General features: G+C 67.7%; 21 protein-coding genes and 1 tRNA gene. 13 read left to right on the top strand and 9 right to left on the bottom strand.

The window, feature by feature from the left end; translation table 11 throughout:
• Window positions 1-2 precede the first annotated feature (2 nt).
• From H7F16_RS00240 to H7F16_RS00230, 3 genes are read left to right on the top strand one after another with little or no spacing between them, the layout of a single operon-like run.
• Window positions 3-953: an alpha-E domain-containing protein gene (locus H7F16_RS00240; RefSeq protein ID WP_185795553.1), complete on the top strand. Its 951-nt coding sequence runs from the start codon at window positions 3-5 to the stop codon at window positions 951-953.
• Window positions 953-1759 carry a transglutaminase family protein gene (locus H7F16_RS00235; RefSeq protein ID WP_185795552.1) on the top strand — a complete coding sequence of 269 codons (807 nt, stop codon included), beginning with the start codon at window positions 953-955 and terminating at the stop codon, window positions 1757-1759. The genes H7F16_RS00240 and H7F16_RS00235 overlap by 1 nt, the downstream gene beginning before the upstream one ends.
• 34 nt (window positions 1760-1793) lie before the next feature.
• On the top strand, window positions 1794-2519 hold the full coding sequence (locus tag H7F16_RS00230) for a proteasome-type protease (RefSeq protein ID WP_185795551.1): 726 nt from the start codon (window positions 1794-1796) through the stop codon (window positions 2517-2519).
• 69 nt (window positions 2520-2588) lie between these two features.
• Here H7F16_RS00230 and H7F16_RS00225 read toward each other — a convergent pair whose 3' ends face one another.
• Window positions 2589-3548, bottom strand: a complete 960-nt coding sequence (locus H7F16_RS00225) for an alpha/beta fold hydrolase (protein WP_185795550.1) — start codon at window positions 3546-3548, stop codon at window positions 2589-2591.
• Window positions 3545-3832 carry an SCP2 sterol-binding domain-containing protein gene (locus H7F16_RS00220; RefSeq protein ID WP_185795549.1) on the bottom strand — a complete coding sequence of 96 codons (288 nt, stop codon included), beginning with the start codon at window positions 3830-3832 and terminating at the stop codon, window positions 3545-3547. The genes H7F16_RS00225 and H7F16_RS00220 overlap by 4 nt, the downstream gene beginning before the upstream one ends.
• Before the next feature lie 87 nt (window positions 3833-3919).
• Between H7F16_RS00220 and H7F16_RS00215 the strand changes: the two genes are divergently transcribed.
• The 5 genes from H7F16_RS00215 (at window position 3920) to H7F16_RS00195 (ending at window position 8939) form a co-directional block, all read left to right on the top strand.
• Complete coding sequence (locus tag H7F16_RS00215; protein ID WP_241741101.1) at window positions 3920-4468, top strand: tetratricopeptide repeat protein; 549 nt, start codon at window positions 3920-3922, stop codon at window positions 4466-4468.
• Window positions 4469-4480: 12 nt separating this feature from the next.
• The gene (locus H7F16_RS00210) at window positions 4481-7390 is read left to right on the top strand and encodes a helicase-related protein (RefSeq protein ID WP_185795547.1); all 2910 of its coding nucleotides are present in this window, start codon (window positions 4481-4483) and stop codon (window positions 7388-7390) included.
• A gap of 52 nt (window positions 7391-7442) precedes the next feature.
• On the top strand, window positions 7443-7724 hold the full coding sequence (locus H7F16_RS00205; protein ID WP_338401928.1) for an RNA-binding S4 domain-containing protein: 282 nt from the start codon (window positions 7443-7445) through the stop codon (window positions 7722-7724).
• Window positions 7725-7772: 48 nt separating this feature from the next.
• Window positions 7773-8111, top strand: coding sequence for a ferredoxin FdxA (fdxA, locus tag H7F16_RS00200; protein WP_185795545.1), 339 nt, complete (start codon window positions 7773-7775; stop codon window positions 8109-8111).
• Between the two features lie 318 nt (window positions 8112-8429).
• Window positions 8430-8939, top strand: coding sequence for a CarD family transcriptional regulator (locus tag H7F16_RS00195; RefSeq protein WP_185795544.1), 510 nt, complete (start codon window positions 8430-8432; stop codon window positions 8937-8939).
• A gap of 144 nt (window positions 8940-9083) precedes the next feature.
• On the opposite strand, the gene H7F16_RS00190 is transcribed toward H7F16_RS00195, so the two are convergent.
• Window positions 9084-9851 carry an adenosylcobinamide-GDP ribazoletransferase gene (locus H7F16_RS00190; RefSeq protein ID WP_185795543.1) on the bottom strand — a complete coding sequence of 256 codons (768 nt, stop codon included), beginning with the start codon at window positions 9849-9851 and terminating at the stop codon, window positions 9084-9086.
• A 106-nt stretch (window positions 9852-9957) separates the two neighbouring features.
• On the opposite strand from H7F16_RS00190, the gene cobT reads away from it, so the two are divergent.
• Window positions 9958-10974, top strand: coding sequence for a nicotinate-nucleotide--dimethylbenzimidazole phosphoribosyltransferase (gene cobT / locus H7F16_RS00185; protein WP_185795542.1), 1017 nt, complete (start codon window positions 9958-9960; stop codon window positions 10972-10974).
• Here the strand turns inward: cobT and H7F16_RS00180 are convergent.
• Together H7F16_RS00180 and H7F16_RS00175 are read right to left on the bottom strand one after the other, a co-directional pair.
• Window positions 10963-12912, bottom strand: coding sequence for a cation:proton antiporter domain-containing protein (locus H7F16_RS00180; protein WP_185795541.1), 1950 nt, complete (start codon window positions 12910-12912; stop codon window positions 10963-10965). The genes cobT and H7F16_RS00180 overlap by 12 nt on opposite strands.
• A 54-nt stretch (window positions 12913-12966) precedes the next feature.
• Complete coding sequence (locus H7F16_RS00175) at window positions 12967-15858, bottom strand: translation initiation factor 2 (protein ID WP_185795540.1); 2892 nt, start codon at window positions 15856-15858, stop codon at window positions 12967-12969.
• 161 nt (window positions 15859-16019) lie between these two features.
• On the opposite strand from H7F16_RS00175, the gene H7F16_RS00170 reads away from it, so the two are divergent.
• A complete protein-coding gene (locus tag H7F16_RS00170) occupies window positions 16020-16721 on the top strand; it encodes an SIMPL domain-containing protein (protein WP_185795539.1) in 702 nt (233 codons plus the stop codon).
• 52 nt (window positions 16722-16773) lie between these two features.
• Here the strand turns inward: H7F16_RS00170 and H7F16_RS00165 are convergent, their stop codons facing one another.
• Window positions 16774-18060, bottom strand: coding sequence for an O-acetylhomoserine aminocarboxypropyltransferase/cysteine synthase family protein (locus H7F16_RS00165; protein WP_185795538.1), 1287 nt, complete (start codon window positions 18058-18060; stop codon window positions 16774-16776).
• Window positions 18061-18246: 186 nt separating this feature from the next.
• Here H7F16_RS00165 and H7F16_RS00160 point away from each other — a divergent pair, with 186 nt between their 5' ends.
• Window positions 18247-18660 (top strand): VOC family protein, encoded by a 414-nt coding sequence (locus H7F16_RS00160; RefSeq protein WP_185795537.1) that lies wholly within the window; start codon window positions 18247-18249, stop codon window positions 18658-18660.
• A 195-nt stretch (window positions 18661-18855) separates the two neighbouring features.
• Here H7F16_RS00160 and H7F16_RS00155 read toward each other — a convergent pair whose 3' ends face one another.
• The 3 genes from H7F16_RS00155 to H7F16_RS00145 form a co-directional block, all read right to left on the bottom strand.
• Complete coding sequence (locus tag H7F16_RS00155; protein WP_185795536.1) at window positions 18856-19830, bottom strand: hypothetical protein; 975 nt, start codon at window positions 19828-19830, stop codon at window positions 18856-18858.
• Window positions 19831-19837: 7 nt separating this feature from the next.
• Entirely contained in the window at window positions 19838-20632 is a 795-nt protein-coding gene (locus H7F16_RS00150; protein WP_185795535.1) for a dimethylarginine dimethylaminohydrolase family protein, read from the bottom strand.
• Between the two features lie 26 nt (window positions 20633-20658).
• A tRNA-Tyr gene (locus tag H7F16_RS00145) sits at window positions 20659-20742 on the bottom strand.
• A 134-nt stretch (window positions 20743-20876) separates the two neighbouring features.
• On the opposite strand from H7F16_RS00145, the gene rlmB reads away from it, so the two are divergent.
• Together rlmB and H7F16_RS00135 are read left to right on the top strand one after the other, a co-directional pair.
• A complete protein-coding gene (gene rlmB / locus H7F16_RS00140) occupies window positions 20877-21662 on the top strand; it encodes a 23S rRNA (guanosine(2251)-2'-O)-methyltransferase RlmB (RefSeq protein ID WP_185795534.1) in 786 nt (261 codons plus the stop codon).
• Between the two features lie 260 nt (window positions 21663-21922).
• Entirely contained in the window at window positions 21923-22339 is a 417-nt protein-coding gene (locus H7F16_RS00135; RefSeq protein ID WP_185795533.1) for a CoA-binding protein, read from the top strand.
• Window positions 22340-22356: the final 17 nt, after the last annotated feature.

Here is a 22356-nt window from a genome sequence, read left to right as displayed (position 1 = left end):
ACATGCTGAGCCGGACCGCTGACAACCTTTTCTGGATCGCCCGCTATATGGAACGGGCGGAAACCGCGGCGCGGCTGCTCGAGGTGGGGGCGCGGATCGCGCTTTTGCCGAGTGCGGCGGGATACCGCAACGAATGGGACAGCCTGTTGCAGGCGGGGGGCAATGCCGATGCCTTTGCCAAGAAATACGGCGACCCCGTGCAGCGGAACATCGAAAGTTTCCTGTTCTTCGACCATGACAACCCGTCCTCGGTCGCGGCCTGCATCACGGCGGCGCGCGAGAACGGGCGGATCGTGCGGACGGCGCTGACGGCGCAGGTCTGGGACGCGCTCAATTCGGCCTTTCAGGAGTTGCGGGCGCTGGAGCGGATGCCGCGCAGCGAGCTGGAGTTGAGCCGCCTGACCGAATGGACCATGCGCCATGCCGCGATGGTGCGGGGCGCGATCGACGCCACGCTGCTGCGCAATGACGGATGGGATTTCCTGAACCTCGGCTATCTGCTGGAACGGGCGGACAACACGGCGCGTCTGATGGATGTGAAATATTACGTCCTGCTGCCGCGGCTCGATTTCGTCGGCTCGGGGTTGGACAATTACCAATGGTCGACGCTGCTGCGGGCGATGTCGTCGCACCGGGCGTTCCACTGGGCCTATGGCGGCGAGATCACGGCGGCGAAGATCGCGCATTTCCTGATCCTGAACTCGCAATGCCCCAGGTCGCTGATCACCTGTGCCGAGGGCCTTTCGGGGCATCTGGACCGGCTGGCAAAGCTATACGGGGCGACGACCGACGCGCAGGCGCAGGCGCGGGCGATGCGGGCGGCGCTCGAGGAGACCAAGGTGGACGACATCTTCGAGGAAGGGCTGCATGATTTCCTGACGCGCTTCATCAAGCAGACGGCGGCGCTGGGGTCGGTGATCCATGAAACCTATCTGAGCGGGGATATGCGCTGATGCTGCTGTCGGTCGATCATGTGACCACCTATCGCTACGACCGCCCCGTGCGGGGGGTGGTGCAGAGCCACCGGCTGGTGCCGAGCGCCTTTGACGGGCAGAAGCTGCGCGACTGGAGCGTGACGGTGAGCGACGGCGTGCAGGGCGGGGCGTTCCGCGACGGGGCGGGCGACCGCGTGCAGGGCTGGACCGTGCGCGGACCGGTGAGCGAGATCACGGTGCGCGTGGCGGGCACGGTCGAGACGGTCGATCTGGCGGGCGTGTTGCGCGGCCACCGCGAAAGCGTGCCGGCCGAGGTCTATCTGTGCGACACGCTGGCCACGCAGGCGGATGCGGCGCTGGCGGCGCTGGCCGAACAGGCCCGCGACGAGGCGGGCGATCTGGCGCAGGCGCACAGGCTTTCGGCGCTGGTGTCGGATGCCATCGCCTATGTGCCGGGGGCCACCCATGCGCGGACCACGGCCGCCGAGGCGCTGGCGCAGGGGCAGGGCGTCTGTCAGGACCATACGCAGGCGCTGATCGCCTGTGCGCGGCATCTGGGGCTGCCGGCGCGCTATGTCTCGGGCTATCTGTTCGCCAGTGGCGAGGGCGCGCCGGAGGCGGCGCATGCCTGGGCCGAAATCTTCGTGGGCGGGCTGGGCTGGATCGGGTTCGACGCATCGAACCGCTGCTGCCCCGATGACCGCTACATCCGGCTTGGATCGGGGTTCGACGCGGTGGATGCCGCCCCCATCCGCGGCACGGCGCGGGGCGGCGGGGCGGAAAGTTTGGATGTGGCCGTTGCGGTCCGGCAGGTGCAGCAATAGGGTCTGCGCGGGAACGGAGCGAAGGGGGCCGGAGATGACCTATTGCGTGGGCTTGCTGCTGCGGGACGGCATGGTCTTGCTGTCGGATACGCGCACCAATGCGGGGCTCGACAATATCTCGACCTATCGCAAGATGTTCACCTTTGAAGATCCCGGCGAGCGGGTGATCGCGATCATGACGGCGGGCAGCCTGTCGGTGACGCAGACCACGATGGCGCGCTTGCGCGAGGCGGTGGAAGACCCCGAGAGCACGCCCGAAACCTCGATCCTGAAGGCGCCGACCTTGCTGAAGGTGGCCGAGATGGTCGGCAGCACGCTGGCGCAGGTGCGCGCCGATGTGGACGAAAAGCTGAGCGCGATGAACCAGGGCGCTTCGGCCAGCATGATCGTCGCGGGGCAAAGGAAGGGCGGCGCGATGCGGCTGTTCCTGATCTATCCCGAGGGGAATTTCATCGAGGCGACCGAGGACACGCCCTTCTTGCAGATCGGCGAGCATAAATACGGCAAGCCGATTCTGGACCGTGTGGTGAAGCCCACGACCAGCCTTGCGGATGCCAAGAAGGCGGTGCTGCTGTCGATGGATTCGACCTTGCGGTCGAACCTGTCGGTGGGGATGCCGCTCGATCTGGCCGTGATCGAGCGCGACGCGCTGCGGGTGTCGCAGACGCGGCGGATCGAGGCGGGGGACGAGCAGTTCCGCGCCATGTCGGAGGCATGGTCCAAGGCGCTGCGCGACGGCTTCGCCCAGATCAACATCTGACGCCCGTCACGGCGGGTCCGGGCGCAAGGCCGGGCAAGATTTCCGCAAAGTCCCTTGAAGGGCTTCGCTTCAGCGGTGGCTGTCGAAAAGGGCGGCCGCGCTGTCGAAAAAGCGGGTCCGATGGGTTCCGGTTTCCATGATGACCTCGTGCTCGGCCCCTTGGTAAAGGTCGAGGCGGCCTGTGCGCCAACCGGCCATCCGCTCGTGGATCGGTGCCACGTCGACGACCCGTTCGGCGGTGCCGAGGGCGGTGAGGCAGGCCGTGGCGGGGGCGGGCAGGTTCGAGAGCGCGCCGCATTCGCGCAAGGCCGCGTTGACCCAGCCGAGGCTGGGCCCGCCAAGCGCGAGGTCGGGGTGCGCCACGAGTTGGCGGTGCATGTAGTGCCACATGTCGGGATCGGTGGTCAGCACGTTTCCGGCCATCGGGGCGGTCAGGACATAGCTGAAGCGGTTGGTCATCGGCGCGTAGCGCAGGGCCTGACCGAAGGGACCGGCCAGAGTGGTGACCGCATGGGCAAGCGGGCGCATCCATGACGACAGGCTGATGCCCCACATGGGGGCGGAAAACGCCGCCGCCTTGAAGGGAAGCCCGCGCATCAGTGCGCGCAGGCCGATGCAGCCGCCCATCGAATGGGCCAGCATGTAGAAGGGCTGCGGCAGATCGAGGCTTGCCGCAAAGGCAAGGGCCGCGTCGAGGTCGTGCTGGTATTCGTCGAAATGCGCGACATGGCCGACCATGCGGTCGATCTCGGGGCGGTCGGCAAGCCCCTGCCCGCGCCAGTCGATGGCCACCGAGGCATAGCCGCGCCGGCGCAGGTCTTCGGCGGCGCGGCCGTATTTCTCGACATATTCGGTGCGGCCGGGCAACAGCAGGACGGTGCCCTTTGACCCTTCGGGCCATATGCCGATGCGGATGCGCGCGCCCGGCGCCTGCACCCAGAACGCGTGGCCCGCCGCGGGGCCGTCGGCCACCTCGGCATAGTAGGGCGCGGGCGAGGGGGAGGCGTTGGCGCGGGCGGCGGCTGTCATCCCAGCACCGAGCCGAGTTTCATCGCAAGGCCCATGCTGCCATCGACCGAGAGCTTGCCCGTCATGAAGGCGGTGGTCGGGTTCAGGCTGCCGTCGAGGATGGCGCGGAAGGTGTCGGTGCTGGCGGTCAGGGTCACATCGGCGGGGTCGTCACCCGCGCGGACGGTCGCCCCGTCGATCATGACCGCGCCTTCGCCCTCGATCACGAATTTCGCCACGCCGTCGAGCGGACCCGAGAGCTTGGCCGCGAGTGCCGTGACGGCGGCGTCTATGACGTGGCTCATGGGGTCGGTCCTTCTCGCTTTGTCGTGACCGCAGAACGTCTGGCGTTTCGGCGCGGTTGCGTTACCTATGCAGTTATGGAAGCGCGGATGCCATTTCACAATCGTCTCGTTGCGGCAGTTCTGGCCGTTTTCGCGCTGGCATGGCCGGTTTTCGCGGACGATGCGGCTTTGGACAAGCTGTTTGACGAGCTGAAAACGTCGGACGCGCAGGCGTCGGGGCGGATCGAGCAGGAAATCTGGAACGAATGGTCCAAGTCCGGCTCGCCCGCGATGGACCTGCTGCTGGAGCGCGGGCGCAAGGCGATGGCCGAGGGGGATTTGCCTGCGGCGATCGAACATCTGACCGCGCTGACCGACCATGCGCCGGATTTCGCCGAAGGCTGGAACGCACGGGCCACGGCCTATTACCAGATGGGCGAGCTTGGCCCCGCCGTGCAGGACATCGCCCATGTGCTGACGCTGAACCCGCGGCATTTCGGGGCGCTTGCGGGCCTCGGGATGATCTTCGAGCAACTCGACCAGCCCAAGAAGGCGCTCGAGGTCTACAAGGCGGCCTTGGCTATACATCCCCACCTGAGCGGGGTATTGGATTCTGTCCAACGGCTTGAGGCCGAGGCAGCCGGGCAGGACCTCTGACAGAGAGACGATATGGGCACGACCTCACGGGTTACGGCGGTCCTCGGGCCGACGAACACCGGCAAGACGCATTACGCCATCACCCGGATGCTGGCACACCGGACGGGGGTGATCGGCCTGCCGCTGCGTCTGCTTGCGCGCGAGGTCTATGACCGTTGCGTGGCCCAGCGGGGGCCTTCGGTCGTGGCGCTGGTGACGGGGGAAGAGCGGATCGTGCCCGAGCGGGCGCAATACTGGGTCTGCACGGTCGAGGCGATGCCGCTCGAGATCGGTGCCGATTTCGTGGCGGTGGACGAGATCCAGCTCTGCGCCGACCCCGAGCGGGGGCATGTGTTCACCGACCGTCTGCTGCGGGCGCGGGGGCTGCACGAGACGCTGTTTCTGGGATCGGACACCATGCGCCCCGCGATAGCGGCGCTGGTGCCGGGTGTGCAGTTCATGAAGCGCGACCGTCTGTCGACGCTGACCTACACAGGTTCGAAAAAGATAAGCCGGATGCCTGCACGCAGCGCGATCGTGGGCTTTTCGGTTGAAAACGTCTATGCCATCGCCGAGCTGATCCGCCGCCAGAAGGGCGGCTGTGCCGTGGTCATGGGGGCGCTGTCGCCCCGCACGCGCAATGCGCAGGTGGCTTTGTACCAGAATGGCGATGTGGATTATCTGGTGGCCACCGATGCCATCGGGATGGGGCTGAACCTCGATATCCATCACGTCGCCTTTTCCAGCACGGCCAAGTTCGACGGGCGGCGGATGCGGGCGCTTTATCCGCAAGAGCTGGCGCAGATCGCGGGGCGGGCGGGGCGGCATACCGAGAACGGCACCTTCGGGGTGACGGGCGAGGCGCGGCCCCTTGACGAGGATCTGGTCGAGGCCATCGAGAACCACCGCTTCGCCCCCGTCAAGAAGCTGCAATGGCGCAACGAGGGGCTGGAGTTCGGCACGGTCGAGCGGCTGGTGCGGTCGCTCGAGGCGCCGACGAGCAACGACTGGCTGTCGCGCGCGCGCGATGCCGATGACGTTCTGGCGCTGAAGGCCCTTTCGGAAATGCCCGAGGTGCGCGACCGTCTGAAGGGTCCGGCGGATGTGCGCCTGCTGTGGGATGTGTGCCGCGTGCCGGATTTCCGGTCGTCTTCGGGCATGGAACACGCAAGTCTGCTTGCGCGTCTGTACGAGTTCCTGAAGAAAGGGCGCGTTCCGAGCGACTGGCTTGCCAAGGCGGTTTCGAGGATCGACAAGACGGATGGCGACATCGACGCGATCTCGAAACGGTTGGCCTATATCCGCACCTGGACCTATGTGGCGCAGCGCAAAGGGTGGGTCGATGACGAAATGCATTGGCGCGACGAGACTCGCGCTGTAGAAGACCGCCTGTCGGATGCGCTGCACGCACGTCTGACGCAAAGATTTGTTGACCGGCGCACGAGCGTGCTGATGCGGCGGTTGAAGCAGAAGGAGACCCTCGTGGCCGAGGTGAATGACAAGGGTGAAGTGACGGTCGAAGGCGAGTTCGTCGGCCGTCTCGAGGGGTTCCGTTTCCATCAGGACGCGTCCTCGTCACCCGACGAGGCGCGGACGCTGCGTCAGGCGGCGGTGCAGGCGCTGAAGCCCGAGTTCCACCTGCGGGCGGACCGTTTCTACAACGCGCCCGACACGGAACTGGATTTCACCGAGCAGGGCGGGCTGATGTGGGGAACCACGGCCGTCGGCAAGCTGGTGAAAGGCCCCGAGGTGCTGCGCGCATCGGTCGATGCCTTCGTCGATGACGAGGCGGGGCCGGATGTGGCCGAGAAGGTGAAGCGCCGCTTGCAGCATTTCATCGACCGCAAGACAGCCGCGCTGTTCGAGCCGCTGACCGCGATGAGCCGTGACGAGGCGCTGACGGGGCTTGCCCGCGGCTTCGCCTTTAGGCTGGTCGAGGCGCTGGGGGTTTTGCCGCGCGATGCGGTGAACGAGGAAGTCAAGCAACTCGATCAGGAAGCGCGGGGCGCGTTGCGCAAGCATGGCGTGCGGTTCGGCCAGTTCACGGTCTTCCTGCCCGCGCTGCTCAAGCCCGCGCCGACCCGGTTGCGGCTGGTGCTGTGGTCGCTGTGGAACAATCTGGACGAATTCCCCGAAAGCCCGCCGCCCGGTCTGGTGACGATTCCGAACATCACCGAGGTGCCGAAGCAGCATTACACTCTGTCGGGCTATCATCCCGCCGGAAGCCGTGCGATCCGCATCGACATGCTGGAGCGTCTGGCCGATCTGCTGCGCGCCAAGGACAGCCGCGCGGGCTTCGAGGCGGCACCCGAGATGCTGTCGATCACCGGCATGACGCTGGACCAGTTTGCCGACTTGATGGCGGGGCTGGGCTACAAGGGTGAAAAGGCCGAGCGGCCCAAGGCCAAGGTCGTCGAGCCGGCCAAGCTTGACGCGCCGCAATCGACCGCGCCGATCCCCGAGGAGGTGTCGGTGCTGGCTCCGCCGCCGGAACCCGAACCCGTCGCGGAGGAGGGCGCCGAGGCGGCTCCGGTCGAGATGGAAGCCTATTATACCTTTACCTGGGCACCCAAGCCGCGCTTCCAGCGGCCCGAGCGCGGGCCGCGGCCCGAACGGGGTGCGCCGCGCGGTCCGAAGCCCGCCGAGGGCGAAAAGCCTGCCGGCGAGGCGGGGGCCGAGCGTCCGAAGGGCGAACGTCCGCAGGGCGAGCGCCGCGACCGTGGTGGCGAGCGGGGCGGCGAGGGCAAGGGCGGCGGCTACAAGGGCAACAAGCCCAAGGGCGGCAAGCCGGGCGACCGTGGTGACCGTGGTGGAGACCGGGGCGAGCGTGGCGGAAAGCCGCAGGGGGCGAAGTCTTTCGAGGCCCGCCCGCCGCGCGCCGAAAAGCCGATCGATCCGGACAACCCTTTTGCCGTTCTGGCAGCGTTGAAAAACCGGAGCTGATTTGGCCGGACCCTCGGCAAGGCCCAACCCTGCCCAACGCCCCAGCTTGCGGGTGGACAAATGGCTATGGCAGGCGCGGTTCTTCAAGTCCCGCGCCTTGGCCGCCGATCTGGCCGAGGGCGGGCATCTGCGCATCAACGGCCAGCCGACGCGCAAGCCGGGGCACGGGGTGGGCGTCGGGGATGTGCTGACCTTTCCGCAGGCCAACCGCATCCGCGTGATCCGCGTCACGGCGCTGGGCTACCGGCGCGGGCCTGCCGACGAGGCGCAGCGGCTTTATGACGATCTCGACGCGCAACAGGGCGAAGATGAGACGATTGCCCCGCTTGAATGATCCGCCAAAGCGGCTTAGTCAGGCGACCGACATTCGAAGGAGACGGCCATGACCTATGTGGTGACCGACAATTGCATCGCCTGCAAATACACCGATTGCGTCGAGGTGTGTCCGGTGGACTGCTTCTACGAGGGCGAGAACATGCTGGTCATCCATCCGGATGAATGCATCGACTGCGGCGTGTGCGAGCCCGAATGCCCCGCCGATGCGATCCGCCCCGATACCGAGCCGGATATGGACGAATGGGTGTCGTTCAACCGGAAATATTCGGAAATGTGGCCGGTCATCACCGTGAAGAAAGACCCGCTGCCCGACGCCGAGGCCAAGGATGGCGAGACGGGCAAACTGGCCAAATACTTCTCGGAAGCGGCCGGCGAGGGGAACTGACCCCGCCGCGTCACGGTTAACGCCTGTGAAAAAGATGTGCCGATGATTCGGCATGACTGTCATGCGTCTGTGACATGGCTGTGGATAAATGCGTAATTTCAAGGCATCCGGCAGAACGCAAACCGTTCGGCGCAGTTGGAATCACGGTGTTTTTGTGGTATACACTCTGCACAAACTAGCACGGAAGCCTGATGCCTGACTCAGTGCTGCTCGCCTGAGTGGGGTTTTCCTGTGACAAACTGACCGTTCTGCCGGGGTTCGCAAGGGTCCGGTCGGTTTCTTTGTCGCCGGATCGGGGGTCCCCTGAGGGAACGTTGAATGACCAAGTCGAAGAAGCCTGATTTTCGCCCGAACGAGTTCGTCGTTTACCCCGCGCATGGCGTGGGCCGGATCATCTCGATCGAGGAACAGGAGATTGCGGGTCTGCATCTCGAGCTGTTCGTGATCTCGTTCGAGAAGGACAAGATGACCCTGCGCGTGCCGACGCACAAGGCGACCGAGATCGGGATGCGGCAGCTTTCGTCGCCCGATATCGTGACCAAGGCGCTCGACACGCTGAAGGGCAAGGCGCGGGTCAAGCGGGCGATGTGGTCGCGCCGTGCGCAGGAATATGAACAGAAGATCAACTCGGGCGATCTGCTGTCCATCGCGGAAGTGGTGCGCGACCTGCACCGCACCGACGACCAGCGCGAGCAGAGCTATTCCGAGCGCCAGCTTTACGAAGCGGCGCTGGAGCGCCTGACCCGCGAAGTCGCTGCCGTGTCGGGCGTGGACGAGGCGGGCGCGCAGAAAACCGTGGGTTCGGTGCTGACCGGCCGCGCGGCCTGATCTTGCGTTGAATTGAATTGAATTGAATGCTCGGGCCGCGGGGGAAACCCTGCGGCCCTTTGCTTTGGGGCCAAAGGCCGGGGGGCATTCTGCCCCCCGGACCCCCCCGAGGATATTTGCGGCAAGAGGAAGCGGGCGGCGGTCTTACACGAGCAGGGCTGCCGCGGTGGCGAGGGCGGCGGTTTCGGCAAGGAACTGGGTCGCGCCGAGGATGTCGCCGGTCTGTCCGCCGATGCGGGCGCGGGCGAGAAGTGCCACGGCAAGCGCTGCGAGGGCGGCGGTCGGGACGATGGCGAAGCTGGCCGTGCCGGTCGCGAGGGCGGCAATCACGAGGGCGATGGCTGCCGAGGCTGCGGCGATGCGGGGGCCGGGGCGGCCCACGCTGGACGAAAGGCCGGTGTCGCGGGCATTGGGCAGGGCCTGCATCACCACCGCCATAGCGGCGCGGCCAAGGGCTGCGGCGGCGACGAGGCCCGCCCAATGCGCCCCGGCAGCCATGAGGGCGGTCAGCGCGGACCAGCGGGTGAGGGCGGTGAAGACGAGGGCCAGCGTGCCGTAGCTGCCGATGGCGCTGTCTTTCATGATCTCGAGCCGGCGTTCGCGGCTCCAGCCCCCGAAGAGGCCGTCGGTCGTGTCGGCAAGGCCGTCTTCGTGCATCGCCCCCGTCACGAGGGCCGAGGCGGCGAGGGTCACCGCTGCGGCGACCCCTGCGGGCAGGCCGAGGGCGAGGGCGAGCGAGCCTGCGGCGGCGGCGACCAGCGCCACGGCAAGGCCGACGACGGGCCAGGCCCATGCAGATGCGGCGCCGCGCATCGGCCAGCCCTGCGGCACGGGCAGGCGGGTGAGCAGGCCGAAGGCCGAGACGAGGTCTTGCAGCGCAAGGCGGGCGGGATCCGTGTCGCTGGGTCGCATGGATGTGTCCTTTCCCGACTGGCCTTTGCCCTGTGCCTTAGGTAGCCAAGCAGGACCAAGGCTTCAATGCGCAAGCAGCATTGGCCTATCATTGAAAGAGACCGACATGACCGCTTCCTTCGCCTCGCTTTCCGAATTCCGCGCTGTGTTGCAGGCGATGCCGATGGTCGATGCGGCCGCGCTGGCGGGGGCTGCGGCGCGCAACGGGCAGTTGACCAAGCCGCCGGGGGCTTTGGGCCGGCTGGAGGATCTGGCGATCTGGGCCGGAGGGTGGCAGGGCACGGACAAGCCGCATTGCGACCGGCCGCAGGTCATTGTCTTTGCGGGCAATCACGGGGTGGTGGCGCAGGGCGTTTCGGCCTTTCCGGCCGAGGTGACGGTGCAGATGGTCGGCAATTTCCACGCGGGCGGGGCGGCGATCAACCAGCTGTCGAAAGCCTTCGGGGCGTCGATGTCGGTGCATGCGCTGGAGCTGGACCGTCCGACGGCCGATTTCACCCGAGGTGCCGCGATGGACGAGGCCGAGGTGGTGGCCGCCCTTGCCACGGGTTGGAACGCAGTCGACGCGGGGGCCGACCTAGTGGTGGTGGGCGAGATGGGGATCGGCAACACCACCCCGGCGGCGGCGCTGGCGGCGGCGCTGTTCGGCGGAGGCGGAGCGTCTTGGGTAGGGCGCGGGACCGGCGTGGACGATGCGGGGCTGGCCCGCAAGGCGCGGGTGGTCGATGCGGGGCTGGCGCTGCATGCGGCGGTTCTTGGCGATGCGCTCGAGGTGATGCGCTGCCTTGGCGGGCGCGAGCTTGCCGCGATGGCGGGCGCGATCGCGCGGGCGCGGGCCTTGCGTATTCCGGTCATTCTGGACGGGTTTATCTGCACCGCATCGGCGGCGGTGCTGGAAAAGACGGTGGCGGGGGCGCTGGACCATTGCGTGGCGGGCCATCTGAGCGCCGAGGGCGCGCATGGCAAGTTGCTTTCCGCGCTGGGCAAGGAGCCGCTGCTGAACCTTGGGCTGCGGCTTGGCGAAGGGTCGGGGGCGGCGCTGGCCATCGGCGTGCTGAAGGGCGCGATTGCCTGCCATTCGGGCATGGCGACCTTTGCCGAGGCGGGCGTTTCAGGCGCTTGACGGCGGCGTTTCGGGGGCAGGGACCGGATCCGACGAGGAATCGGCCTGCATCGGCTCGACCTCGTACAGCTCTTCGATGAGGGCGGTTTCGAGATCGCGGTCAAGCTGCTTGGCGCGTTCGACGTAGGCATCGTTGAGGTGGACCGGCTGGCCCGGGACCCAGAGCTGCGCCAGATCGCGCATCGCGCCACGGTCGACCTTGAAATAGGTTTGCGACAGCTTGGCGGCCTCGTATTCGGTGAATCCCATGTTTTCAAGCACGTAGCGGCCTGCGCGGATGCTCGAGTCGAAGGTCTCGCGCACGATGTCGGACGCGCCGGCCTGATAGAGTTCGTAGACATGCACGCGGTCGCGGGCGCGGGCGACAATGTGCAGGTCGGGGCGCTGGCTGCGGGCGAAGCGCACGATCTTGGTGGCGTTGTCGGCATCATCGACCGCGACGACCAGAACGGCGGCATCCGCGAGGCCTGCCGCTTCGAGGAGTTCGGGGCGCGTCGGGTCGCCGAAGAAACCCTTTACCCCGAAGCGGCGCATGGTTTCGATGGTGCCCGCATCGGCGTCGAGGACGACGGTGGAGAGGCCCGACATGCGGACGAGGCGGTTGACCACCTGACCGAAACGGCCGATGCCCGCGATGATGACGCGGCCTTTCTCGTCGATCTCGTCGGGGGCGCGTTCGGGGGTGCGGGCGCGCAGGCGCTGGGAGAGGTGCTCGAAGCCGAAGAACAGCAGCGGGGTCAGCAGCATGGACAGGCTGATGACCAGAAGCGCCATCTCGCCGCGGCTGGCCGAGAAGATGCCCTGCTGGCGCGCGAAGGACACGAGGACGAAGCCGAATTCACCCGCCTGTGCAAGGCCGAGGCTGAAGAGGATGCGGTCTTGTCCGCGCATGCGGAACACCAGCGACAGGCCGAAGAGCACGGTGGCCTTGATCGCGATAAGCCCGAGCGTCAGGCCCAGAACGGTGACCGGTTCGTCAAGCAGGGTGCGGGTGTCGATCCCGATGCCCACCGTCATGAAGAACAGGCCGAGCAGCAGGCCCTTGAAGGGTTTGATGTCGGCCTCGATCTGGTGGCGGAATTCCGAGTTGGCGAGGACGACCCCCGCGACGAAGGTGCCGAGCGCGGGCGACAGGCCGACGAGCATCATCGAGAAGGCGATGCCGAACACGATGAGCAGCGAGATGAAGGTCGACATCTCGGGCAGGCGCGCGGCGTGGACGAAGCGGAACACGGGGCGGGTCAGGAAATGCCCCGCCAGCACGATGCCCGCGACGATGGCAAGCGTCAGTGCGGTGGCGGCCCAGTTGGGCAGTTTGTCGACCAGCGTCAGCAGCGGTTCGGCGGCGTTTTCGGGGATTGCGGCGGTGTCGGTGGCATTGGTGATGCCGAATTGCTGCGCCGTGGGGCCGGTCGAGGTGATCGCCGGAAGGGCCAGCAGCGGCAGGAAGGCCAGCATCGGCACGACGGCGATATCCTGCGTGAGCAGGACGGAAAAGGATGACCGCCCCCCCGCCGTGCGCATCAGGTTCTTTTCGGTCAGGGTTTGCAGCACGATGGCGGTCGAGGACAGCGACATCACCAGACCCAGCGTCAGCGCCACCTGCCAGACGAGGCCGAGCAGCATGAGCGCCGCCGCGATGGCAAGCGTTGTCAGCACCACCTGCGCACCGCCGAGGCCGATGAGCTTGTGGCGCATGTTCCACAGGGTTTTGGGTTCGAGTTCGAGCCCGATGAGGAACAGCATCAGCACGACGCCGAATTCGGCGAAATGCTGCAAATCCTTGGATTCGGTGCCGGCGATGCCGAGGACCGGACCGACGAGGATGCCCGCCGCCAGATATCCCAGCACCGAGCCGAGACCGAAGCGCACCGCAAGCGGCACGATCAGCACGGCGGCGCCCAGATACATGCTGGCCTGAAGCAGTATGCCTTCCATTCTGTCCTGTCTGCCCTGTCGCGGGCCGGTGTCTGGTCTGTGTCGGGACGCGGACTAGCCGCGCGGCATCGAGAGAACGAGGATTTGCCCGCGCTTTTCGTAGCGCACTTCGCTGTCGGTTACGGCAGCGACGCGGCCCCCGTCGATCCGGTCTCCGGCGCTGACCTTGACGATGCGGCCATTGGCCTGCCGGACGAGGGCATAGCGGTTCGACTGCGTGCCATAGACCCCGATGAGGGCGAGCTTGCCGAGGTTGATCGCGTTCTTGACCGTGGCTTCCTTGGCGACGTTGGCCTTTGTCGGGATCGAGGGCGCGGCAGAGGCGACTTCGGGTTCCTGTTCGGTCTCGGGGGTGACGTTGCCGTCGTCGATGATGGGGGTGTCGGGGATGGGGGCGCTGGCTGCGGCGGCGACGGCGGCGGCGACCGCGTTTGCCATCGCATCGGGGCGGGCGGCGGGGCGCGGCGAGAGGGTCAGACCGCCGAGAGGGGTGATCGCGCCATCGGGTGCGACAAGGGCAAGGGTGCCGTCTTGCGGCTGGGCGGGGGCGATGGATGCAGGGCGCGCCAGCGGGCGCAGACCCGCAAGGCGGCTGTCAGGTTGGGTGGCGGCGGCATCGGGGGCGGCTTCGGGCGCGGCCGGAAGGGCGACGATGGTCGCGGGGCGGGCGAGCGGGCGTTTGCCGCGCAGCGCCGGATCGGCGGGGACAAGGCCGGTCTGGCCGCCTGTCGCGGCATCGGGGGCGGTCGTTGCCTCGGGCGTGGGTGCGGCGGGCGCAAGACCGGCAGGGCGCGCGGGCGGAACGACCGGAGGCTTGCCCGCCACAAGAAGAACGCCCTCGGGCGTGGTGATCCCCTCGGGCGTTGGGCGGATGAGGCCGTTGGCGTCGAACTGGTAGACCGTGCCGAAGGCGGGCGGTGGCAGCGGCGCATCGGGCGCGGGGTCTCCGCGCGCTTCGGGCAGGGGCAGGGCTGCGGCATCGACGGGCGCGGGTGCCATGTCGGAGGCCGAAAGGAAAATCTCGTCCCCGCCCCGGGCTGTGCCTGCCGTGGCCGATTGCATCGCGGGGATGGCGCTTTGGGCTGCGGGGGCGGGGGCTGCGGTTTCGGGAACGCCGAGGTCGGCGGCCGTGACATCGGCACCCGACGGATCGGCCAGCGTGTCAGGGTCCTGACCGTCGGCAAGCATTTCGTCGGTGATCGTGGGATCGGTTTCGCCCGCAAGACCTTGCGCTGCCGGATCGGCGCTGCCCGTGCTGTCGGCAGAGGCGAGGGCGGTTGCCGGTTCGGGCGGGGTGGCGTCGTTGCGGGCGACGTAGAAGGACGAGATCGCCGCCGCCAGAGCGAGCATGACAAGCAGCAGGCCCGTCAGGATGAGGCCGAGGTAGCGCGGTTTGCCACCGGCCTTGCCCTGTGCCGTGCCGAAGGATTTCGGCGTGCTGCGGGCCGTCGCGGGGCGGGCGACGGGCTTGGTCACGGCAGGCGCTGCTCCGGCGACGGTGGACGGGGCGACGGTGGGCGGGGCGGCAGCGGGCGGGGCGGCGATGCGCGGCGCTGCGGCGAGTGCAGCGGGGGGCTGCTGTGCCGCAGCTACGGCCGGAGCCGCTGCGGGTGAGGGCCGCTGCGGCGCGCCTGCATCGGGAATTTCGGGATAGCCCAGTTTCGGGCTTGCCTTGGGGCGCGGCACGGCGCGGGCCTTGGCGCCCGCGGCCCCCATGCGCGAGGCGGCCCCGAGACGGCGGGCGATGCCTGCCGCAGCGGCGGCGGTGGCCCCTGCAAGGGCGGGCGTGCGGCGGCTGGTGAAGCCCCCCATCGGAACCGGAGCCACATCGTCTTCGACCGGCAAAAGCGTGTTTGCCGTGACCTGCGCCGTCTCGGGCCGCTTTGCGGGCGCTGCGAGCGGCGATTTGACGATGGGGTCATCCTCTTCGACGTCGAGGGCCATCGGGGCTTCGTCGCTATCGGCGCGGTCTTCGGGCGTTGAGGCGCTGTCGGAGGGCGCGGAGGCGGCCTTGTCCGCCATGACGACGGGGTCGTCAGGCGGATCGAAGCCCGGCATTCCGGCAGGTTCGGGTTCGGGTTCGGGGGCCGGTTCGGGCGAGATATCGGGCTGCGGGATGCCGAGGGGTTCCGCCTCGGGCAATTCGGGTTCCGCTTCGGGCAGTTCGGGTGCCGGAACGGGTTCGGGCAGCGGTTCGGGCAGCGGTTCGGGTTCCGGCTCCTGTTCAGGCGCGGGTTCCGGCGTCGGCTCCGGCTCTGGCGTCGGCTCGGGTTCCGGCTCGGGTTCGGGCAGCGGGTCTGCCGCGACGGTTTCCGTTTCGGCGGGCCCGGTTTCTGCAGGCCCGGATTCTGCGGGCCTGGGTTCGGGGGCCTTGGCCTGCGGCAGGGCGCGGGACAGGATGTTGAGGGGCTCGGCGTCACGCTCGACGGTTTCGCCGCCCGACAGCACGCGGGATGCATGCGCTGTCAGGCCGAACCACGGCTCGGCCCCGAAGGATGCGCCTTCGCCCTCGGCCGGAGGGCGGGTGACGAAAGACAGGGGGGCGAAACGGTGTTCGCTGGCGAAAGCCTCGGCCTCGGCCAGCGTTTCGCGGGCGACGACTGCGACGGTGACTTCCGGCCCGCTGCCCGACCAGTCGAAGGCAAGATCCTCGGTCGCATAGGGGGTGCGCCCGTCGAGTGCGGCGGCGATCTGTGCGCGGCGCGCAGCCTCGTCCGGGCCGGGGGCAGCGATGGTGAAATAGCGCACCTGCGAGGGGGGGATGACCAGCTTGGTCGTCACGCCCTGCGGCGAGAGGCCGAGGGCGGTCGCCCGCATGTAGGCCAGCGCTTCGGGCAGGTCGGGCGTGTCATAGGCCGTGCGCCCGACTTCGAGCCAGCCGCGCTTGGTCCTGTGCAGCAGGGAGACGCTGTCATCCGTGAAGTTCAGGGCAAAACTTGGTTTCATTACGCGGGTCTAGCACAGGTTCTGGGATTGCGGAAACGTGGCGCCGGGGGTCGGAATCCTGTTACAGCAGCTTTTCGCCGAAGGGAAGGAAAAGGCAGTCAAACCGCTTGTCCGCAACACCTGTGGCGCGCCAATGTGCAGCCGATCAAGGAGTGACCGAAATGCGCTATATCCCTGCCCTTTGTCTGGCCGTCCTGTTGCCTTTTGCAGCCCCCGTTCTGGCGGAGGAAACCGTCCAGCCCGCCACGATCACGGTGACGGGCGAGGGAAATGTTGTCGCGGCCCCCGATCTTGCCACCGTGTCGCTGGGCGTCACCACGCAGGGCGTGACGGCGGGCGAGGCGATGGAGGCCAATTCCACCGCGCTGACGGCGGTGATGGAGCGGCTGAAGGCTGCGGGGATCGAGGATCGCGATGTGCAGACCTCGAACCTGTCGCTGAACCCGAACTGGCAGCAGAACGATGGCACGCAGGCTCCGAAGATCGTGGGCTATATCGCGATGAACCAGGTGACGGTGCGGGTGCGCAAGCTTGACACGGTGGGGCAGGTGCTGGACGCGGCCATCACCGACGGGGCGAATACGCTGAACGGGATCAGCTTTGGCCTGAACGATCCCGAACCCGCGCTCGACAAAGCGCGGGTCGATGCGGTGAACGCGGCAAGGAAACGGGCCGAGTTGCTGGTGGGGGCCGCAGGGGCCAAGCTGGGGCGTATCGTGTCGATGGCCGAAAGCGGCGGCTACAACCCCGGTCCGATGCCGATGTATCGCATGGCCGAGGCGGCGGCCGATGCCGTGCCGGTCGCGGCGGGCGAGGTGGGATTGACGACAAGCGTCACGATCACCTTCGAAATCGTCCAGTAAGCCCGATGGAAGGGACGAAAAGGGGGGCTTTCGCCCCCCTTTTGCTTTGGTGTCAGACCTGCGCCAGCGCCTGTTCGAGATCGGCGATGATGTCCGAGACATCTTCGATCCCGATCGACAGGCGCACCACGTCGGGGGCGGCTCCGGCCTTGATCTGCTGCTCTTCGGTCAGCTGGCGGTGCGTGGTCGAGGCCGAGTGGATCACCAGGCTGCGCGTGTCGCCGAGGTTGGCCACATGGCTGAAGAGCTTGAGGCTGTCGATGAGCTTGACGCAGGCGTCGTAGCCGCCTTTGAGCTGGAAGGTGAACAGCGCCCCCGCCCCCTTGGGTGTGATGCGCGGCACGCGGTCGGCATAGGGCGAGGAGGGCAGGCCCGCATAGGTGACGGCCTTTACCTTGGGGTGTTTCTCAAGCCATTCCGCCACCTTGCCCGCGTTTTCGACATGGCGCTGCATGCGCAGGCCAAGGGTCTCGATCCCCATCAGCGTGTAATGCGCGCCCTGCGGGTTCATGGTCATGCCAAGGTCGCGCAGACCGATGGCGATGGAGTGGAACGTATAGGCCATCGCACCCAGAGTGGGGTGGAAGGTCAGGCCGTGGTAGGCCGGTTCGGGCTGCGAGAGCGAGGGGAACTTGTCAGAGGCGGACCAGTCGAACTTGCCCGAATCCACCACCACGCCGCCCGTCACCGTGCCGTTTCCGGTCAGGTATTTCGTGGCGGAATGGACGACGAGGGTGGCGCCATGCTCGATCGGGCGGCAGAGGTAGGGGGTGGCGGTGGTGTTGTCGACGATGAGCGGGATGCCGGCGCGGTCAGCCACGGCTGCCACGGCGTCAAGGTCGGTGATATAGCCGCCGGGGTTGGCGATGGTCTCGCAGAACACGGCGCGGGTGTCGCCGTCGATGGCGGCCTCGAGCGCTGCGAGGTCGTCGAAATCGACAAATTTCGCCGACCAGCCGAAGCGTTTGATCGTCTGGCTGAACTGGGTGACCGTGCCGCCGTAAAGGCGGGTCGAGGCGATGATGTTGCGCCCCGGACCCATCAGCGGGAACAGCGCCATGATCTGGGCCGCGTGACCCGAGGAGCAGCAGATCGCCCCCGCACCGCCTTCGAGCGCGCAGACGCGGTTCGCCAGCGCCGAGACGGTGGGGTTGGTCAGGCGCGAATAGATATAGCCAACCTCTTGAAGATTGAACAGTTTCGCGGCGTGATCGGCATCGCGGAACACATAGGCCGTGGTCTGGTAGATCGGCACTTGCCGCGCGCCGGTTGCAGGGTCGGGGGCGGTGCCGGCGTGGATGGCGAGGGTGTCGAAGGCAAGGGGGCGTTCGGTGGTCATGGGTTCACCTCGGTTAATATTCGCCGTCAGACTAGGGCAGGCGCGGCCCTGTGGGAAGGGTCTGCCGCAGCGGGTGGCGGGAAGGGAACGGGGCCTTTGCCAAAGGGTGGCGGCAGAGAACGGGTTTCCCTTGCGCGGGGTTCTGGCGCGTGTAGCCTTCTGCGCGCGACGAGAGGAGACTTGCCGATGCTGACGCCGTTCCATCTTGCCCTTCATGTGAGGGACCTTGACGAAGCCCGTGGATTCTATGGCGGAATCCTTGGCTGCGCAGAAGGGCGGTCGGCGCCGACCTGGGTGGATTTCGACTTCTTCGGCCATCAGCTGAGCCTGCATCTGGGCGAGCCTTTTGCCAATGCGCGCACTGGGAAGGTGGGGGCGCATCTGGTGCCGATGCCGCATTTCGGGGTGGTGCTGATGCTGCCCGACTGGCGGGCGCTGGCCGACAGGGTCGGGGCGGCGGGGGTGGCGTTCGAGCTGGAGCCTTCGGTCAGGTTCGCGGGCGAGCCGGGCGAGCAATGGACGATGTTCTTCCGCGATCCTTCGGGCAACCCGTTGGAGTTCAAGGGATTTCCGACGATGGAAGGCGTTTTCGCGCATTGACACCCCGTTTACGGGGCGGGATGCACAGCCGATGCACGCTTTTTGCGCGGCAGACCGGAAGCCTGCCCGAGCGGGGGCTGCAAGGCGCGGATCGGGTCCGTCTTCCTCTTGCCCCAAATATCCTGCGGGGGGTGCGGGGGGCGCAAAGCCCCCCGCCGCAACGGCGGGGCAGCACCGCCCGGGTCGGGGTCGGGCCTAGCGCGTCCAGAGACCCGCGCGTTTGATCGTGTTGCGCATGGCCTGTTCCTTGCGCGGCAGGTTGGCGCGGTCGAAAAGGGCGCGGACCTCGGCCCCTTTCTGCTGATAGATCATGCGCTTGAAGGGCGGGTAGCCGCGCAGCACGGCGGCGATTTCGGGGCGGTGGGCGAGGGCTTCGAGCTTTGCCACCACATCGTCGGATTCGCGGGCATAGAGCAGCGGCATCAGCCGCCAGTGGCAGCTGTGCGTCGTGTCGAGCGCCCCGAGGCTGGCGGGGGGGCGGCCTCCGCCCAGCGCGTGGATGACGAGGGGCAGCGCGATCTGGTCGAGCCACGGGTCGAGGCTTTGGCAGGCCAGCGCCGCGCCGGGATGGGCGGCGATCTCGCTGGCGAAGCGCAGGAAGGTCTTGCCGAAGCGGCGGGGGCTTTCGTGAAAGAACCAGCCGGCGTTGAAGTAGAGGTAGCGCTGCCAGTATTCGTCGGGCTGCGACAGGTCGAGGCTGGCGGCGAAGTCGAGGCCGAAGCGGTCGTAGAGCGATTTCCAGATATCGGTGTAGCCCGGACCGTAGAGGTCGGGCTGGGGCCATGTGCCCTCGCGCTTCATCGAGGCGGAGGGGCGGGCGAAATCGAAGGGCAGCGCGGAAAGCGGGCCTGTGACCAGCGTGTCGGTGTCGAGGAAGAGGAAGGGTTCTTCCGGCAGGTGGGTGATGGCCTCGATCTTGTTGCCATAGGGGTAGGACGACCCGAAATGCCGGCTGTCGAAGGGCAGGAGTTCCGCGCCGAGATCGGCCAGCAGCGACAGGGTGGCCGCGTCGGTGATGCGGGGGTCATGGTCCCAGAGGGGGCCGGGGTTCGGGGTGGCCAGGAACAGACGCCCCTTGAACGCGGGATCATGCGCGCGGAGCGAGGCGGCAAGGAGGATGGCTTCGTATTGCAGCCGCCCCGACTGGGCGATGGCGAGGATGTTGAACATGGGGCACTTAGGACGGGGTGAATCGCAACGAGAGGCAGGACATGCCGCCGTCGAGCTTGGCGCATTCGCTGTTGGGAAGTTCGGTGACGCCATAGCCCGCGTCGCGCAGGCGTTGCGCCGTGGCGGGGAAACCTGCGGGCATCAGGACCGCGTCGTTGAAGCGGATGACGTTGGCGGCGGCCTCTTCGCCCGGCGCCGTATGGATCACGCGGTAGCCCGCAAAGCAGCCCGAGGCCGCGAGGCGTTCGGTCGACAGGATCGTTCCGGCATCGAGCAGCGCGCAGTCGGTCTTGAAATGCAGGACACCGGGGGGCGTGTGGACCTGACGTAGGCGGTGGCCCCAGCGCGAGGTGATGGCATCAAGCGCCGCGATGCCGGCGGCATTGGTGCGGGCCGAGGTGCCGACGAGGATTTCGCGCCCCGTCACGAGGATGTCGCCGCCCTCGATGGTGGCGGGGGCCTCGATGCGGTGGATGCGGGAATAGAGGGCGCGGAGGTGGGGTTCCATCTCGGCGGCTTCGCCCAGCCGCGAGGGGGCGCCGGGGCGCATGATGACGGCGCCTTGGGGCAGGCAGAGGGCGGTGTCCTCGACAAAGAGGGAATCGGGGTAGGCGTCGAGCGCGGGCAGCTCGATCACCGTGGCACCGGTCGCGCGCAGGGCCGCGACATAGGCGGCGTGGTGTTGCGCGACAAGGGCGGGATCGGGTGCGCCCGTGTCGATGGCGCGCAGGCCGTTTGCCACGCTGCCCGGCGGGCGGCGGGTGATGGCATGGGTGAAGCGGAAGGAGGCGTCTTGCGTCATGCCACCATCCCTAGCAGAGGAAGGGATGGTGGGCGACCCTGGAATCGAACCAGGCGTGGGTCTCCCCGGCGGAGTTACAGTCCGCTGCCGCACCTTGCAGCTCGTCGCCCGACGCGAGGCGGGGGATAGCCGAGGGGAAAAGGGGCGTCAAGGCGGAAAGGGGGAATTTCGCGACCCAAAAGCGGCTTGCAACTTGGGGGTGGCTCGCGGCATGGAGGGAGGGGATATGCGAAGGGTCGCGGCGATGACACAGAAGAAACCGGCTTGGGTGGTCGACAAGGAGCGCGGCAAGCGGGCCGAGGCGCGGGAAACGGTCTGGCTGTTCGGGATTCATGCCGTGCGCGACGCCCTCGTCAACCCCGCGCGCGAGAAGCTGCGGCTGGTGGTGACGCGCAATGCGGCGGACCGTCTGGCCGAGGCGATCGCGACAAGCGGGATGGAGCCGGAAATCGCGGACCCGCGGAAATTCGACGTGCCGATCGACGAGGGGTCGGTGCATCAGGGGGCGGCGCTCGAGGTGCGGCCGCTCAACTGGGGCAAGCTGGCCGATGTCGCGATTTCGGGGGCGGGCAAGCCGCTTGTCGTCTGCCTTGACCGCGTGACGGACCCGCATAACGTGGGGGCAGTGCTGCGTTCGGCCGAGGTCTTCGGCGCGCGGGCCGTGATCGCGCCGCGCCACCATTCCGCGCCCGAGACGGGGGCGCTGGCCAAGACGGCAAGCGGGGCGCTGGAGCGGCAGCCCTATCTGCGGGTGACGAACCTTGCCGATGCGATGGGCGAGCTGCGCGAGATGGGCTATGTGCTGATCGGGCTGGACGGGGATGGCACGGTCGAGCTGGCCGATGCGCTGGCGCAGGCGGGCAGCCGCGCGGTGGCGCTGGTGCTGGGGGCCGAAGGGCCGGGGCTGCGCGAGCGGACGCGCGAGACCTGCGATGTGATCGCGCGGATTCCCTTTGCCGGCGCGTTCGGGTCGCTGAACGTGTCGAACGCGGCGGCGGTGGGGCTTTATGCGGCCTCGGTGCGGGGCTGACGGCTTGGGGCGGGTGGCAAAAGTTTTGGAAAACTTTTGCGGCCTTTCGCGGGGAAACGTGCCGTTTGCCGGATCGGGGCGCGGATCGGGGTTTTCGGGCGGTAACATTCTCTTGATGGGAACTTTAATCCGCCGTTGCGGTTTCTATGTCACAGCAGAGGGGTGGGCCCGGAACTCCCATTCCTTCCATTCACTGTCCCTCGTTCCGCGACTGGCGCCCGACCGATTGGTTCGGGCGCCTTTTTATTCTGGAGGCCGTCATGGATGAGGATGCGGTGATCCGCGATGTGCTGGCGCGGGCGAAGGTGATCGCCGTGGTCGGCTGGTCGCCCAAGCCCGAGCGGGCGAGCCACGGGGTGGCGGCATTCCTGCACCGGCGGGGCTATCGCGTGATTCCGGTCAATCCGGGGCAGGCGGGGCAGGTCGCGCTGGGCGAGGTGGTGCGGGCGTCTCTGGCCGAGATCGACGTGCCGGTGGATATGGTCGACATCTTCCGCCGCAGCGAAGAGGCGGGGGCGGTGGTGGACGAGGCCTTGCGCGTGCTGCCGGGGCTGACGGCGATCTGGATGCAACTGGGTGTGGTCGACGCCGACGCCGCCGCGCGGGCGCGGGCCGAAGGGGTGGCCGTGGTCATGGACCGTTGCCCCGCGATCGAGATTCCGCGCCTTGGCCTATAGGCGCGGCGGGGCGGGAG

It is taken from the genome of Paragemmobacter straminiformis (assembly GCF_014243445.1).
Taxonomy (GTDB): Bacteria; Pseudomonadota; Alphaproteobacteria; order Rhodobacterales; family Rhodobacteraceae; genus Paragemmobacter; species Paragemmobacter straminiformis.
This window is presented reverse-complemented; position numbering and strand designations above follow the sequence as displayed.

Bases quoted from the DNA above. Each gene is read 5' to 3' on its own strand.
- H7F16_RS00240 (WP_185795553.1), top strand. From the start codon at position 3: ATGCTGAGCCGGACCGCTGACAACCTTTTCTGGATCGCCCGCTATATG.
- H7F16_RS00235 (WP_185795552.1), top strand. From the start codon at position 953: ATGCTGCTGTCGGTCGATCATGTGACCACCTATCGCTACGACCGCCCC.
- H7F16_RS00230 (WP_185795551.1), top strand. From the start codon at position 1,794: ATGACCTATTGCGTGGGCTTGCTGCTGCGGGACGGCATGGTCTTGCTG.
- H7F16_RS00225 (WP_185795550.1), bottom strand. From the start codon at position 3,548: ATGACAGCCGCCGCCCGCGCCAACGCCTCCCCCTCGCCCGCGCCCTAC.
- H7F16_RS00220 (WP_185795549.1), bottom strand. From the start codon at position 3,832: ATGAGCCACGTCATAGACGCCGCCGTCACGGCACTCGCGGCCAAGCTC.
- H7F16_RS00215 (WP_241741101.1), top strand. From the start codon at position 3,920: ATGCCATTTCACAATCGTCTCGTTGCGGCAGTTCTGGCCGTTTTCGCG.
- H7F16_RS00210 (WP_185795547.1), top strand. From the start codon at position 4,481: ATGGGCACGACCTCACGGGTTACGGCGGTCCTCGGGCCGACGAACACC.
- fdxA (WP_185795545.1), top strand. From the start codon at position 7,773: ATGACCTATGTGGTGACCGACAATTGCATCGCCTGCAAATACACCGAT.
- H7F16_RS00195 (WP_185795544.1), top strand. From the start codon at position 8,430: ATGACCAAGTCGAAGAAGCCTGATTTTCGCCCGAACGAGTTCGTCGTT.
- H7F16_RS00190 (WP_185795543.1), bottom strand. From the start codon at position 9,851: ATGCGACCCAGCGACACGGATCCCGCCCGCCTTGCGCTGCAAGACCTC.
- cobT (WP_185795542.1), top strand. From the start codon at position 9,958: ATGACCGCTTCCTTCGCCTCGCTTTCCGAATTCCGCGCTGTGTTGCAG.
- H7F16_RS00180 (WP_185795541.1), bottom strand. From the start codon at position 12,912: ATGGAAGGCATACTGCTTCAGGCCAGCATGTATCTGGGCGCCGCCGTG.
- H7F16_RS00175 (WP_185795540.1), bottom strand. From the start codon at position 15,858: ATGAAACCAAGTTTTGCCCTGAACTTCACGGATGACAGCGTCTCCCTG.
- H7F16_RS00170 (WP_185795539.1), top strand. From the start codon at position 16,020: ATGCGCTATATCCCTGCCCTTTGTCTGGCCGTCCTGTTGCCTTTTGCA.
- H7F16_RS00165 (WP_185795538.1), bottom strand. From the start codon at position 18,060: ATGACCACCGAACGCCCCCTTGCCTTCGACACCCTCGCCATCCACGCC.
- H7F16_RS00160 (WP_185795537.1), top strand. From the start codon at position 18,247: ATGCTGACGCCGTTCCATCTTGCCCTTCATGTGAGGGACCTTGACGAA.
- H7F16_RS00155 (WP_185795536.1), bottom strand. From the start codon at position 19,830: ATGTTCAACATCCTCGCCATCGCCCAGTCGGGGCGGCTGCAATACGAA.
- H7F16_RS00150 (WP_185795535.1), bottom strand. From the start codon at position 20,632: ATGACGCAAGACGCCTCCTTCCGCTTCACCCATGCCATCACCCGCCGC.
- rlmB (WP_185795534.1), top strand. From the start codon at position 20,877: ATGACACAGAAGAAACCGGCTTGGGTGGTCGACAAGGAGCGCGGCAAG.
- H7F16_RS00135 (WP_185795533.1), top strand. From the start codon at position 21,923: ATGGATGAGGATGCGGTGATCCGCGATGTGCTGGCGCGGGCGAAGGTG.